Origin of the sequence: Novosphingobium sp. CECT 9465, from assembly GCF_920987055.1 — a bacterium.
In the GTDB taxonomy this organism is placed as follows: Bacteria; Pseudomonadota; Alphaproteobacteria; order Sphingomonadales; family Sphingomonadaceae; genus Novosphingobium.
Genome location: NZ_CAKLBX010000001.1, coordinates 1,352,797 through 1,366,001, shown reverse-complemented (window position 1 = coordinate 1,366,001; position 13,205 = coordinate 1,352,797). Strand labels below are relative to the sequence as shown.

The 13,205-nt window shown below is 63.4% G+C and carries 12 protein-coding genes; 10 read left to right on the top strand and 2 right to left on the bottom strand.

Translation table 11 applies throughout. From position 1 onward, the window contains the following. Positions 1 to 3: 3 nt before the first annotated feature. Positions 4 to 885, bottom strand: coding sequence for an oxygen-dependent coproporphyrinogen oxidase (gene hemF / locus LUA85_RS06650; protein ID WP_231468056.1), 882 nt, complete (start codon positions 883 to 885; stop codon positions 4 to 6). A 45-nt stretch (positions 886 to 930) separates the two neighbouring features. On the opposite strand from hemF, the gene pdeM reads away from it, so the two are divergent. The 10 genes from pdeM to LUA85_RS06600 all read left to right on the top strand — a co-directional run bounded on the left by pdeM (position 931) and on the right by LUA85_RS06600 (position 10,298). Continuing rightward, positions 931 to 1,605: a ligase-associated DNA damage response endonuclease PdeM gene (gene pdeM / locus LUA85_RS06645; protein ID WP_231468054.1), complete on the top strand. Its 675-nt coding sequence runs from the start codon at positions 931 to 933 to the stop codon at positions 1,603 to 1,605. A gap of 139 nt (positions 1,606 to 1,744) precedes the next feature. After that, a complete protein-coding gene (gene infC / locus LUA85_RS06640) occupies positions 1,745 to 2,263 on the top strand; it encodes a translation initiation factor IF-3 (protein WP_231468052.1) in 519 nt (172 codons plus the stop codon). Between the two features lie 206 nt (positions 2,264 to 2,469). Next, entirely contained in the window at positions 2,470 to 2,769 is a 300-nt protein-coding gene (locus LUA85_RS06635; RefSeq protein ID WP_231468050.1) for a hypothetical protein, read from the top strand. Between the two features lie 59 nt (positions 2,770 to 2,828). Continuing rightward, positions 2,829 to 3,533: a hypothetical protein gene (locus LUA85_RS06630; RefSeq protein WP_231468048.1), complete on the top strand. Its 705-nt coding sequence runs from the start codon at positions 2,829 to 2,831 to the stop codon at positions 3,531 to 3,533. A 137-nt stretch (positions 3,534 to 3,670) separates the two neighbouring features. After that, complete coding sequence (locus LUA85_RS06625; RefSeq protein WP_231471789.1) at positions 3,671 to 5,074, top strand: DASS family sodium-coupled anion symporter; 1,404 nt, start codon at positions 3,671 to 3,673, stop codon at positions 5,072 to 5,074. 165 nt (positions 5,075 to 5,239) lie between these two features. Beyond that, complete coding sequence (locus LUA85_RS06620; RefSeq protein WP_231468047.1) at positions 5,240 to 5,911, top strand: DUF4331 domain-containing protein; 672 nt, start codon at positions 5,240 to 5,242, stop codon at positions 5,909 to 5,911. Next, entirely contained in the window at positions 5,911 to 6,654 is a 744-nt protein-coding gene (locus LUA85_RS06615; protein WP_231468045.1) for a DUF4331 domain-containing protein, read from the top strand. The genes LUA85_RS06620 and LUA85_RS06615 overlap by 1 nt, the downstream gene beginning before the upstream one ends. 8 nt (positions 6,655 to 6,662) lie before the next feature. Further along, positions 6,663 to 8,021, top strand: coding sequence for a hypothetical protein (locus tag LUA85_RS06610; protein ID WP_231468043.1), 1,359 nt, complete (start codon positions 6,663 to 6,665; stop codon positions 8,019 to 8,021). A 4-nt stretch (positions 8,022 to 8,025) separates the two neighbouring features. Beyond that, entirely contained in the window at positions 8,026 to 9,138 is a 1,113-nt protein-coding gene (locus LUA85_RS06605; RefSeq protein ID WP_231468041.1) for a HupE/UreJ family protein, read from the top strand. A 50-nt stretch (positions 9,139 to 9,188) separates the two neighbouring features. Then, positions 9,189 to 10,298, top strand: coding sequence for a TrkA family potassium uptake protein (locus LUA85_RS06600; RefSeq protein ID WP_231468039.1), 1,110 nt, complete (start codon positions 9,189 to 9,191; stop codon positions 10,296 to 10,298). A gap of 104 nt (positions 10,299 to 10,402) precedes the next feature. Here the strand turns inward: LUA85_RS06600 and LUA85_RS06595 are convergent, their stop codons facing one another. After that, a complete protein-coding gene (locus LUA85_RS06595; RefSeq protein ID WP_231468037.1) occupies positions 10,403 to 13,186 on the bottom strand; it encodes a phosphoenolpyruvate carboxylase in 2,784 nt (927 codons plus the stop codon). Positions 13,187 to 13,205: the final 19 nt, after the last annotated feature.

Genomic DNA, 13,205 nt, shown 5'->3' with positions numbered 1-13,205 from the left:
GACTCAGCTCCACACCGCTTCGGGCGGCAGGCTCATCAGGATGGCGTCGATGTTGCCGCCGGTCTTGAGGCCGAACAGTGTGCCGCGATCCCACACGAGGTTGAACTCGGCGTAGCGCCCCCGGTACTGGAGTTGCTGGAGCTTTTCGGCCTCGTTGAACGGCATCGCCATGCGGCGGCGGACAAGTTTGGGGAAAACGGCGAGGAAGGCTTCGCCGACATCGCGGGTGAAGGCGAAGTTTGCCTCGAACGCGGCCTGATCGGCGCATTCGAGATGATCGTAGAATATCCCTCCGACACCGCGATGGACCTTGCGGTGGGGGATGTAGAAGTAGTCGTCCGCCCATTTCTTGAAGCGCGGGTAATATTCCGAGTCATGCTTGTCGCAGGCAGCCTGGTAGGTGGCGTGGAACTCTGCCGTATCCTCGTCGTAGGGGATCGGCGGATTGAGATCGCCGCCGCCGCCGAACCACGCCTTGCTGGTGGTCAGGAAGCGCGTGTTCATGTGGACGGCGGGAACGTGGGGGTTGGCCATGTGTGCAACCAGACTGATGCCCGTTGCGGTAAAGCCGGGCGTTTCCGCGCTCGCTCCGTTGATCGTGCCCGCAAATTCCTTGGAAAATTCGCCCTGAACAGTCGAGACGTTGACGCCGACCTTTTCGAAGACCTTGCCTTTCATCAATCCCTGAACACCGCCGCCGCCGTTCTGCACGGTCTCACCATCATGTTCGCGGTTCCACGGCGTGTAGGCAAAGCGCGCATCCGAGCCTGCCTCACGCTCGATCGCCTCGAATTCGGCACAGATGCGGTCGCGTAGCGATTCGAACCACGCGCGGGCTTGCGCAGTCTGCCGGGTCCAGTCTTCAGGTATCGGGTTTTCGGTCATGAGAGGGCACTTGCCAAGGGAAAGGGCATACGGCAAGGGGAAGTCATGGTTCCCTTTTCGTTCGCACATCAGGAATTTCGCCTCGCGGTTTCGCGCGCGCTGTTCTGGGCGGAGGAAAACGCGTTGCTGGTGGCGGACCTCCATCTGGAAAAGGCCAGCTTCTTTGCCTGCCACGGCCAGATGCTGCCCCCGTATGACAGCCGCGCCACGCTGGAGCGGCTTGCGGAAGCGCTGCGGGAAACCAACGCGCGCCGGGTCTATTGCCTGGGCGATTCGTTCCACGACTCGGCCGGTGTTGACCGGCTCGAACCTCACGCGGCGGGCATGCTCGATGCCCTGACGCGCGCGACAGAATGGGTCTGGATCACCGGAAATCACGATGAGGACGCCCGCGCTCCGGGCGGAACCATCGTTGACGAACTGTCCACGCGCGGTCTTTCCCTGCGCCATATCGCCCGTGCCGGTGCGCAAGGATGTGAAGTTTCAGGCCATTTCCACCCCAAGTTGCGGGTCAGGGTGCGTGGCCGCTCAATAGCCCGCGCCTGCGCCGTTGCCAGCGAAAACCGCCTGATCCTGCCTGCTTTCGGCGCTTTGACCGGCGGAATGGATGCGGCCGATCCAGCCATCCTGTCCGCGCTGCAACCCGCCCAGGCAATCGACGCCATCGTTCCGGCGGGAGATCGCCTTGCACGCTTTGCATTGTGGCGCGCAGCGGCATGAACGCATGGCCGGGATAAGGGCTGCGATAAGCTGCGCAATGCGCCCTTTATCTAAGCGTACATTGTGATATGAGCGCGCCAATCGTATATTCGTTTAAACTGCAGGAGAAAGCACAATAGCTCCCCCACCCCGGCGCAGCATGGCGCCCCCCGTCAAGAGCGGGCCTCGCTTCAACCAGATGATCAACGTGCCCAAAGTGCGCGTGATCGACGAAAATGGCGAGAACCTGGGTGTGATGTACACCCGCGAAGCGATTGATCAGGCCGCCTCCGTCGGTCTCGACCTTGTCGAAGTTTCGCCCACGGCCGATCCTCCGGTCTGCAAGTTCCTCGATGTCGGCAAGTTCCGGTACGAGGCGCAGAAGAAGGCCAACGCCGCTCGCAAGAGCCAGAAGACGCAGGAGATCAAGGAGATCAAGATGCGTCCGAACATCGATGACCATGACTACGATACCAAGATGCGTAACGTGGTGCGGTTCATCGAGGATGGCGACAAGGTCAAGATCACGCTGCGGTTTCGCGGGCGCGAGCTTTCGCACCAGCAGATCGGCATGAACCTGCTCCGCAAGGTCCAGGACGATGTGGCCGAGATTGCCAAGATCGAAGCCTTCCCCCGCATGGAAGGCCGCCAGATGCTGATGGTTCTCGCGCCGAAGTAAGCGCAAGGGCAACCATTGCCGAAGGATTGAAGGGCGCGCCGGAAGGTGCGCCCTTTTCGGTTTGTCGACCGCCCAAAACGCGCTGGCGCACGTTCCCCCGAACACTGTCCATCCAGCTTGCGCCATGCACGAACCGCCGATTCCATCATGCCCGATTGTCGTTCCTGCACGTTCGATGCGCGGTTCGCCAAAAAAGGAATTTTTGCATGATGCCATCTCTCAAGATCATCCCCGCCGTTGCCATCATGGCTGGTTCGCTCGGCCTCGGCGGTTGCGCCACCAAGGGCTACGTCCGCGAACAGGTCGCTGTTGTCGACCAGCGCGTTGCGGCTCTCGAAGGCCGCGTTGCCGAAACGGACGGTATCGCCCGCGCCGCCCGCGGTGAAGCGCAGGCCGCTGCCGGACAGGCCCAGACCAACACCCAGCGTCTCGACCAGTTGACCGGCCGCGTTGATGGTGTCGAACAGCGCATGATCGAAGCGCAACGCAAGCGCCCGCGCAACTGACGAAAGCTATATGAACGCAGCTTCCGATCTGCCCTTTCTACATTTGAGTGCGACAATCGATGAACCACGGTATTCTGGCGCTTTCCTGTCTTGCGCTGACATTTACTGCAACAGGCCCGGCGCAGGCAGCAAAACGCACGGATTCGGCAGAAAAAGTGCAATCTCAAAATGTTGAAGCAGAAAGATCGGAAGCTGCCTCAAGAGTTACGACGTGGGTTTCCCAGTCGGGCGACAACGCGCGCTTGCCCTATATCGTGATCGACAAGCCATCGGCCGCGATGTTCCTGTTCGACGCCAAGGGCAAGCAACTGGCCACAGCGCCCGTGCTGATCGGCATCGCGGCAGGTGACGATGCGACCCCCGGCATCGGCAGCAAGGATCTTTCCGAGATCGGACCCGCTGAAAAAACCACCCCTGCCGGACGCTTTCTCGCGAAATTCGGCGTCGCTGCGGGCAATCAGAAAGTGCTGTGGGTGGATTATGCGACTTCGGTGGCCATCCACACCATTCCGCCGGGCAAACCCAGGGAAAAACGGCGGGAACGGATATTGTCCAGAACAATCGAGGACAACCGCATAACCTTCGGCTGCATCAATGTGCCCAAGGTGGCTTATGCCAAGATCCGCCAGCAATTCGGCAAGAAGGGCGGCTATGTCTATGTCCTGCCGGACAGCAAGCCCATCGAAAGCGTATTTCCGCCGCTGCATGCCCAACCATACCTGACGCGCTGGCGGGCAAGCCCTTTCGCTTCCTTGATGCGCTGACGGGCAAGCCCTTTCGCTTCCTTGATGCGCTGGCGGGCAAGCCCTTTCGCTTCCTTGATGCGCTGGCGGGCAAGCCCTTTCGCTTTGCCCCACCTCTGCTAGGCAGTTGGCGGGAAAAGCGGGGGCAGAACCGGGTGATCGACGCGCGCAGGATCGGATTGATTGTCGGCCCGACGGGGATGGCGGTAACCCTGCTGGCGGCTGCGCCTGCGGGAATGCCGGAAACGGCGTGGCTGACAGCAGGCCTTGTCTGGTGGATGGCGGTTTGGTGGATGACCGAGGCCCTGCCGTTGTCAGCCACGGCCTTGCTTCCCTTCATCGTCCTGCCCCTTACCGGCGTTGCAGATGCCGCCAAGACTGCATCGTCCTATTACTCGCCGATCCTGTTCCTGTTCATCGGCGGCGCGTTTCTGGCGCTGGCGATCGAGCGCACTGGCCTGCACCACCGGCTCGCGCTGTTCATCATGAGCTTTGCCGGGGCCAGACCCGCACAATTGCTGTTCGCGGTCATGGCGGCAACGGCGGTGCTTTCCAGCTTCATTTCCAATACATCGACGGCCCTGATCATGATGCCGATGGCGCTGGCCATGCTTGGCGCTGGCGGTGTCCGGCCGGGCGAGACTTCGGGCATGGCCGGCGCATTGCCGATGGGAATCGCCTTCGCGGCATCGATCGGCGGCCTTGCCACGATGATCGGTACGCCCACCAATGCGATTGCCGCTGGAATGATCGAGAAGACGCTGGGCACCCGGATCACGTTCATTGGCTGGGCGATGTATGGTGTGCCGATTGCGCTGCTGGCGGTGCCGCTGGCGGCGTGGATCATCGCGCGGGTGCAAGGGCTGGACAAGGATGCCTTCGATCCGGTGGCAGCGCGCGATTCGATCGCACACTCCGTCCGCTGGACCGTGCCCGAACGTCGGCTGATGCCGGTGGTGATTCTCGCTTTCATGGCCTGGGTCGCGCAGCCCTGGCTGGAAGGTTTCTTCCCCAGAGGCGGGCTGACCGATGGCACGATTGCCGCCATTGCCGGGCTGGTGCTGTTTTTCCTGCCCGATGGCACCGGCCGCCCGATGCTGACCTGGCCCGAAGCGAACCGCGCGCCGTGGGACGTGGTGCTGATGTTCGGCGGCGGGCTTGCCATGGCGATGAGCATGACCGAATCCGGGCTGACCGGATGGCTGGGCGAGATGCTGTTGCCGTTGCAGCACGTGCCCCTGCCCATCGTGGCGCTGGTGCTGGTGGCCTTCGTGATCGCGGTGACCGAATTTGCGAGCAATATCGCGGCCGCCAGCGGGTTCATGCCGGTGGTGGCGGCGCTGGTGGCGGCATTGGGTGCAGACCCCGTCCTGCTGGCCCTGCCCGCCGCTTTTGCCGCAACCTGGGGCTTCATGTTGCCCGCCGGAACCGGGCCGAACGCACTGGCTTGGGCCACGGGCCATTGTTCGATGCGCGCCATGATAAAAGCCGGGCTGGCGCTCGATCTGGCGGGAGTTTTCCTGCTGGTGGGCGTGGTCTGGGGAATTTCGGCATTGGTCTAAGTATTTCCCCTTCACCTCTGCGGGCTTTTTCGGTTACATAAGAATTGAGGCCTCCCGCTGAATCGCTATTTTTCCAAAGTGTGCAGCTTTGCACAGCGATTCGGGCAGAAAGAGGCGAAAGACTGGTCGCACAATCTTTCGTCTGTTTATTGTGGGAGTTTCACCATGCACCGCATGATAAAGACCTTGCTGGCCGGAAGCGCAGGAGCAGCCGGTTTCGCCGCGCTGCTGCTGGTGCCGACCGGCGTTGCCACCAGTGCCGACCACCTCGACCCGCCGGGCCGCACCGATGGCGGGGTTGACGCCAACCCCGATATTCCGGCCGACATCGCCGACGTGTTTGCCTGGCATTCGAATGGAACGACAAAAATCGCCATGACCTTTGCCGGTCCCGTTTCGGCGGCGGGCACAACGCCGCTCTATTATGACCGCGATGTGCTCTTCAAGATCAATATCTCAACCGCAGCACCTGCCAATACCCCCGAATTCACAATCAAGTACCGATTCGGCAAGGGCGCGGGCGACAAGGACTGGGGCGTACGCATCGAAGGCATTCCCGGCGTGACCGGCGTGGTCGAAGGGCCGGTCGAGACCAATCTCGAAAAGGATGGCGTCAAGGTTCGCGTCGGCCTGTTCGACGAACCGTTCTTCTTCGATCTGATCGGCTTCCGCGAAACCCGTTCGACCGGGGTCTTGCGCATCCGCAACGATCGTAATTTCTTCGATGGCCAGAACGACACTGCAATCGTGCTGGAAATCCCCGACGAAAAGCTCGGCGCGGGAGTCAATAATCTCGGCATCTGGGGACAGACACTTCGCTTCGGGGGGAATATCTGATGACCATCAACCCGATCAAGCGCCTGCGCGCCCTCGCCCTTACCGCCACGCCTCTGGCGCTGGCCCTTTCGTTGACTGCCTGCGGTGAAGATGGCGCTGGCGGTCAGGTCGTCGTCCCGGCGCCGATGCCAAGCTCGACCGCCACGGCAACCCCGACACCAACCGCAACCGCCGTCACGTTCGATTCCACACGCTGCTTTACCCAGGCAATCCAGGGTCAGAACGGGGCCAATCTGCGGTCAATTCTTATCCCCGATACACTCAAACTTGATTTGACCCGGTCAACCCGCTGGCCAAACGGCCGTCATCCGGCTGACCCGGTCGTCGATATCCTGCTGGCCACGCTGCTGCTGGACATGACGGTAACCGGTCAGGGACCGAACACGATTGCCAACGTCCCGCTCAATCCACCGAGCAACGACAAGTTCTTCCTGTTGACCTTCCCGTTCCTGCCCACGCCGAACGGTACGCCGCAGGTTGCCACAGGGACCGGGAGCGGCTTCAATTTTCGAACCGATCCTGATTCTGCCTTTGTCAGCGTGGACCGCATGGGCAACCCTGCCATCGCAACGGTTCTTGTCGGATCACCAACGAAGAACAGCTTCAACGACGACACGCCAACTGGCGACGTCACCGGCGACAAGTACTATGCTGAATTCATTGTGGAACTGAACAAGCTGTACAACCTGATCGGCGACGATGTGGACAGCCTTGGCCTGAAGATCTGCGCCGACAAGTCCTGATTGACAGCGTGACGATGACCTCTGCACCTGCGCGCGCAACGCGCTGGCCTTGGCTGCTGCTTGTTGCGGTGCTGCTGGTGGCGGCTGGCGCGATTGCCTTTGACAAATGGCAATCGCGCCAGGGTCCGCCCGACCCCTTGCCGTCCGAAATCAAGCCGTGGTTCGGCCCGCGCAATCAGGCTGAACTGGAACAGGCTGCCATTGTGGCCGTAGACGGTGCGCGTACGCGACTGGCGCTTGCCCCCGATGAGTGGCTGCGGCAGGAAATGCTCGCCCGTACGCTTGTCAAACGGTTCCGCGCGACAGGCAGCTATGCCGATCTGGCCGAAGCGGACGCCTTGCTCGACAAGGGCATGGCGGGATCGCCCGCACCAGCAGGGCCTAGCCTGAGCCGCGCGGAAACCTCGCTGCTGGCGCACAAGCCCGATGCGGCGGACAAGGGCCTCGCCCGGTTCTTTGCGCAGGCGGGCGAACCGGAGGCGGGTGAATCCGCAGGGGCGTGGAGCATCAAGGGCGATCTGGCGTTCCAGCGCGGCGACATGAAGGCTGCGCGCCTCGGCTATGCCCGCGCCGAAGAACTGGACAACAACGCCGCTGTCGCGCTGCGCCAGTCGATGCTGGCGCTGCGCAGTGGCGATGCCGATCTTGCGCGGCGGCGGGTCAACGCGATCCTGCGCGCACCAAAGCTCAATCGTTGGGTGAAGGCGCAAGTCGCGCTGCAGCGCGCGACCATCGCCTATGCCACGGGCGACTGGCAGGCGGCGGGAACATGGTCGCAATTCGCGGACAAGTTCTTTCCCGGCAATCCACTGGCACAAGCCTACGTCGCGCAGACACAGGCGCTGGATGGCGACATGGCGGGTGCAATCAAGCGCTACGAAGCGATTGTCGCCAAGGCCCCCCTGCCCGAAGTGATGGATGCGCTGGCTTTCACCCTGCGCCTGCAAGGACGCGGTGCGGAAAGTCGCGCCTGGGCCGACAAGGCGGCGACGTTGTGGGCAGAGCGGATGAAGCTGGCGCCGGAAGCCGCGGCTGCCCATGTGGTGGAACACGAACTCGCGCTGGGCGATCCGGCGCGCGCGCTGCCCATCGCCAGGGCCGATGCCGCCCGCCGCCCGCACGGCGCGACCCTGACCCTGCTCGCCCGCGCGCAATTGCTGACCGGCGATGCCAAGGGCGCGTTGGCCACGCTGGAGCGGGCCGAGAAAACCGGCTGGCGATCGGCCGGGCTGTACCTCGCGCTGGCCGATACGCACACCGCGCTGGGGGACGAGGACGCGGCCGACGATGCGCGCGAGGATGCGCTCGATCTCAATCCGAAAGCCACCGAAGCCGCCGCGCGCTATATCTGGTTCGGGCACGATTGAGCGGATGTTTCGCGCTGTCCTGCTATTGCTCTGCGCGCTGGCCGCCCGCCCTGCTCTCGCTCACCTGACGCCGAATTCCGAAATCCGGCTCGATTTCGCGCCGGGTTCGGTCAAGGCCGACGTGATCGTGCCGCAGGCCGAATTCGCCTATGCCACCGGCCTTGCCACCGACAATCGCGCCGAAACGCTGGCGCGAGCAAAAGCGCGTGTGCTGGCCGATATGGCGGTGCTGACGCCCGATGGCGCGCCGTGGACGATAACGGTGGACCGCATTGCCTTCGAACGGATCGCCGGGCCACCCGATCTCCACCTGAACCTGACGCTGACCCCGCCGCCGGGTGCATCGGACCGCAGCTTGCGCTGGCGCTGGCATGTGGTGACGCGACAGGCACCCAGCCACTTCGCGCTGCTGGTGATCGATGGCGATCTTGCCGGCGGTGTGCGTGGCGAAAGCGAGATGGTGGGCGCCCTGACTGCGACGCGCACCGAACTTGCGGTGGACCGGGGGAGCGCCAGCCTTGGCGGGCTGTTTGCCAATGCCTTCCGGCTGGGCGCACACCATATCGCGGAAGGCTACGATCACTTGCTGTTCCTGCTGGCGCTGCTGCTGCCCGCGCCCTTGATTGCCGCTCGTGGCCGCTGGACCGGCGCGCGCAGCCGGCGTGACACGTTCAAGGCCCTCGCACTCGTCGTTACCGCGTTCACCATCGGCCATTCCACCACCCTGATCCTTGCCGCCTTCTTCGGCCTCAGCCTTCCAGCGCAGCCGGTGGAAGCGGGGATTGCGCTGTCAGTGCTGATTTCGGCCATACACGCCGCCCGCCCGGTGTTTCCGGGGCGCGAACCATGGGTAGCGGGGCTGTTCGGGCTGGTCCACGGCCTTGCCTTTGCCACGCTGATCAGCAATTTCGGCTTGGGCGCAACCACGCGGGCTACCGCCATACTCGGCTTCAACCTTGGCATCGAGGCGGTGCAGCTGGTCGTGGTACTGATCGCCCTCCCCCTGTTGATCGCCCTGGGGCAGTGGCGACATGGACCGAAGGTGCGGCTTGCGCTGGCCGCGCTTACGGCAATCGCCGCCCTTGTCTGGTTAACGCAGCGTCTGGGCTTCGCCTGATCTGGACAAGCCCGCCCTCGCCCCTCTAGGTTGACAGCGAAGGGGTCAAGATGGAACCGGACGGCGAACTGTCTGCGCTGACGCAGGGCGCGAATTCCGTGCTCGGTTCGCCGCTGCGCATGCTGACCGGCACCCTGATTTTCGAACTGGCGGTGTTCGTCGTCTCGACAATCGGCTTCGTGTTCGCAGGCTGGCCTATGGGCGACGCCACCTACATGGTGCTGCTGACAATTTTCTCCGTCGGTTATGGCGAAATCCGCCCGGTCGATACCCTGTTCCTGCGGCTGTGGACCAGCGGAACGATCATGCTGGGCTGCACCGGCATGATCGTGATGACCGGTGCGCTGGTGCAGGTCTTCACCCTGTTTCAATTCCGTCGCCTGCTGGGGCTGGACCGTATGATGACTGAAATCGAAAAGCTGGACGGCCACGTGATCATCTGCGGCTATGGCCGCATCGGGGTGCAACTGGCCAGGGCCATGACCGAGGCCAAGCGCCCGTTCCTGATCCTTGAGCGCGATCACGCCAAGGCCGAAGACGCAAAGGCGCAAGGGTTCCTGTGCATGGTGGGCGAGGCTACGGACGAACACACCCTGAAGGCCGCCGGAATCGTGCGCGCCAAAGTGCTGGCCTCGGTCCTGCCAGACGATGCCGCGAACGTGTTCATTACGCTGTCGGCGCGCAACCTCAATCCCGACATAGAGATCATCGCCCGCGGCGAAGCGCCGACCACGGAAAACAAGCTGTTCCATGCCGGTGCCGACAAGGTGGTGATGCCCACACATATCGGTGCGGAGCGTATCGTCGAGATGATCCTCTATCCCGCCACGGGCAACGCACTGGGCGAGGACAGCGGCATGACCGCAACGCGCCGCAACCTCCATGATCTGGGGCTTGACCTCGAAGTGGTCGAAGCCCTGCCGGGCGGCGCGCTGACCGGAGAGACGGTGGGCGAGGCCGAGCGCCGGGGCAACGGGGCGTTCTTCGTGGTGCAGCTTGACCGGATCAATGGCCAGTCGATCCAGCATCCTGGCGAGGACGTGACCATCGAGCCGGGCGACCGCATCATGCTGGTCGTGCGGGGCAGCCGCCTGTCAGCGGGTGCGGTGTTCAGCGCGGTCAAGACTCCGGTCAGGCATGGGCGAACGTTTGTTTCCTGACGTCAAGGTCACATGCCACCCCCGACCCCTCCTATCAACGGGGGGGGGAGCGAGACTTAGCGAGCCGGAGGCGAGGTTAGTCGCAGCGGGATGGGCAGATTGCCCTACCCGTGTGCGCCGAAGTAATTCGAAATCGCCACCGCAATGCGGATGTTCAGCGAATGCGCCCGTTCGATGGGATCGATGAAGCGCGCGCGGATGGCGCCATAGTCCTCACCGCGATGATCGGGGTAATCGGTCTCCTCGTCCACCGCGAAATCGGTGATTTCCGGCTCGATGACCGGATAGGCGCGGCGCAACTGGGCCAGCGCATCGTCCACCCGCAAGGACAGCACCATTTCCAGCACATCGTCGCGGCTGACATCGTTCGACCGCGCGAAGGGCGGCACCTGCACCGCGCGAATGAACATGTGCATCAGCAGCGCCAGCCGTACCGATTGCAACAGGCCGATGCTGCGCCGGTCGGCATCCTGCACCGGATCGCGGCCCTGTCGGTGGCCCGGCACCAGCGAGAGCAGGCGATGGAGCTTCATCCAGTCTACGCGCAACCGTGACGTCAGGCGGCGAAACACGCCCGCGCGATCGTCCTTCGTAAGGTATTCCGCCAGCGCGAGGCATGACGATTCCATCGCGGTTTCCATTCCGCGATAGGGGCGGCTGGCCCAATATGCGCTGTTGAACAGTTCGCCGTGTGCCGCCACGGTCTTGATCGAGGCCAGACCATTCGCCGCTCGCAGCAGTCGCACCAGTTGATTGCCACGATCAGACCGGCCGAGCAGTTCGGCAAGCGCTTCCATTTCCTCGCCCGCAGCGGTGCCCGCGCCCGCGATCACGTTCACCGGATAGCCGATCTGCTGGAGGATCGCGTTGTGCGGAATCGCGCGGATCTGGCGCAGGCTCATCGTGCGATCGGCGCCAACATCGGACTGGCGGCGCGAAACGCGGCTGCCGGTGGCCTTGAGCAGGCCCAGCCCGAACGCGGTCAGCGCGCGCGAATAGGTCGCGCTTTCAAGATGTTCGCGCTGAACACGGCGGATCGAGCGGTAGAAATCAAGGCTGAGATCGGTGCGGTCGTAAAACGGGTCCTTGGCGGCAAGATCGAGATCGACGGCTTCTGCTTCAGCGATGCGCGTTAGCGTGGCGAGCGCGAGTTCATCATTGCGGAAAAACAGGTATCCATCGCCGCCCTGAAAGCTGGCTTCGGGTTCGATGGTGATCCCGGCGCGCGCAAACCGGCGGCGCGCCCATTGCGAAAGCGGCCAGGTAAGCCGGTCGGCAAAGCCCGATGGATGCGCCCCGCGCCCCATCGATTCCCCATGCGTATCAAAGATCAGCGCGGCAACATCGGTCAGCCCATTGGCCTTCATCGCCTCGGCCAGCCGCCCTTGCAGGCGTTCGATGGCCAGTGCAGCGGGAAGCTGGCCCATGAACCGGCCTGCGTCGGAAAAACCGGTCTGGATTGAAACGCGACCGCGGCGGCGGGCGTAGGAGCGATAGGATTCCTCAGCCAGCAACGCTTCGAGGAAGCGGCCGCCGTGTTCCAGTGCAGTTTCCGTCTCGAACAGCGGGGATACATCGACGTTACCGTCAATCCCGAACAGCCGGGCAAAATAGAGCGCGGCCAGCACAGTCTGCGGCTGTTCGCATTCGGCGATCAGCATGCGGATCGGCGCATCAGCATCGATGTGCTGGAGCATCTTGGCCATGACCAGAAACTGGCGCATCGCGGTGCTTGTCTCGATCGCCAGGGCGCCGAAATTGACGCGCAGCGGCTTCACTTCGGCCAGCAGTTCGCGCAGCCGCGAAAGCGCGCTCTTGCTGCCAAGGTCAAGCGTACCGTCCGGGTCGATCCGGCGGCGCAGCGCGTTGTGAAGTTGCGAAGCGTTCACGCGGAAGTGAATCCAGCCAATGCCCAGACCATCGGCGCGCATCGCGGCGGCCAGCGTGGCCAGCGGGATCGCCTTGTCGCCCGCAGCCGCCTTCGCCTCGGCTTCCAGCACCTCGATCAGCGGCTTCAGGCTGAGCAGCTTGGCCGGATCATCGGCGGAAAGACGGTTGGCGGCGGCGGCAAGTGCATCGCTCGATTCAAGGTTCGACGAAAACAGCTCAGCCATTTCCGCCGAATGGGCCTGTGCCGCGTCCAGCGTTGACAGAAGCCCGTGCGCGTCATCGATGGCCCGCAGTGCAACGGCATAGCTGGCCAGCCGCCGCGCCTTTTCCCGCAGACGGAACGCGATGGACGTGGTCCAGCCGATGTCCGTGCGGCCATCCATGTCATAACCGACCCACGAGGCGAAGCGGAACGGCAACGGCCGGAAATCGAGCCACCGGCCCGGCCAGCGCTGGCGCGCATGGGCAAGCAGCGTGGCGTTGATCCTGTCACGCGCCGCAGCAGCGCGTTCAATGGCAGAGCATGCTTCGACGTGTTCGAATTCGAGCGTGATCTTCGGCCCGACCGAGGGAACGGTGCAGACAGTCGAGGCTTGCGGATCATCGTTCAGGGCAGCGGTGGCGACCGCATCGGACTGTGCCGGGCTGAGCAGGAACGTGGGGTGCGCTGTGAACACCGCATGGAGCAGTGGCTTTTCCCACCGCGCGCGAAATTCGGAAAAGCCCGCCTCTTCCGGGTTGATCGCCGCAATGCGCGCGAGGTTTTCGTCAACGGATGTCGGCGCGATCAGGCGGCGCAGGCGCACGGCGCGGCTTTGCAGCGCTTCGCACTCCATTTCGGCCACCAGACTGTCGATGTCGTCCAGGATCAGTTCGCCGCCTTCGAGAAGGCGCGACAAGTCATGGCTTAATTGAAAGACGGGATTGAACAGCGGCGTTTCGGCCGTCCGCTCATGGAGTTGCTGCAACCTTGCCCTGAGCTTCGCGACCGTCTTCATATCCGCAGATGTCCCCTTT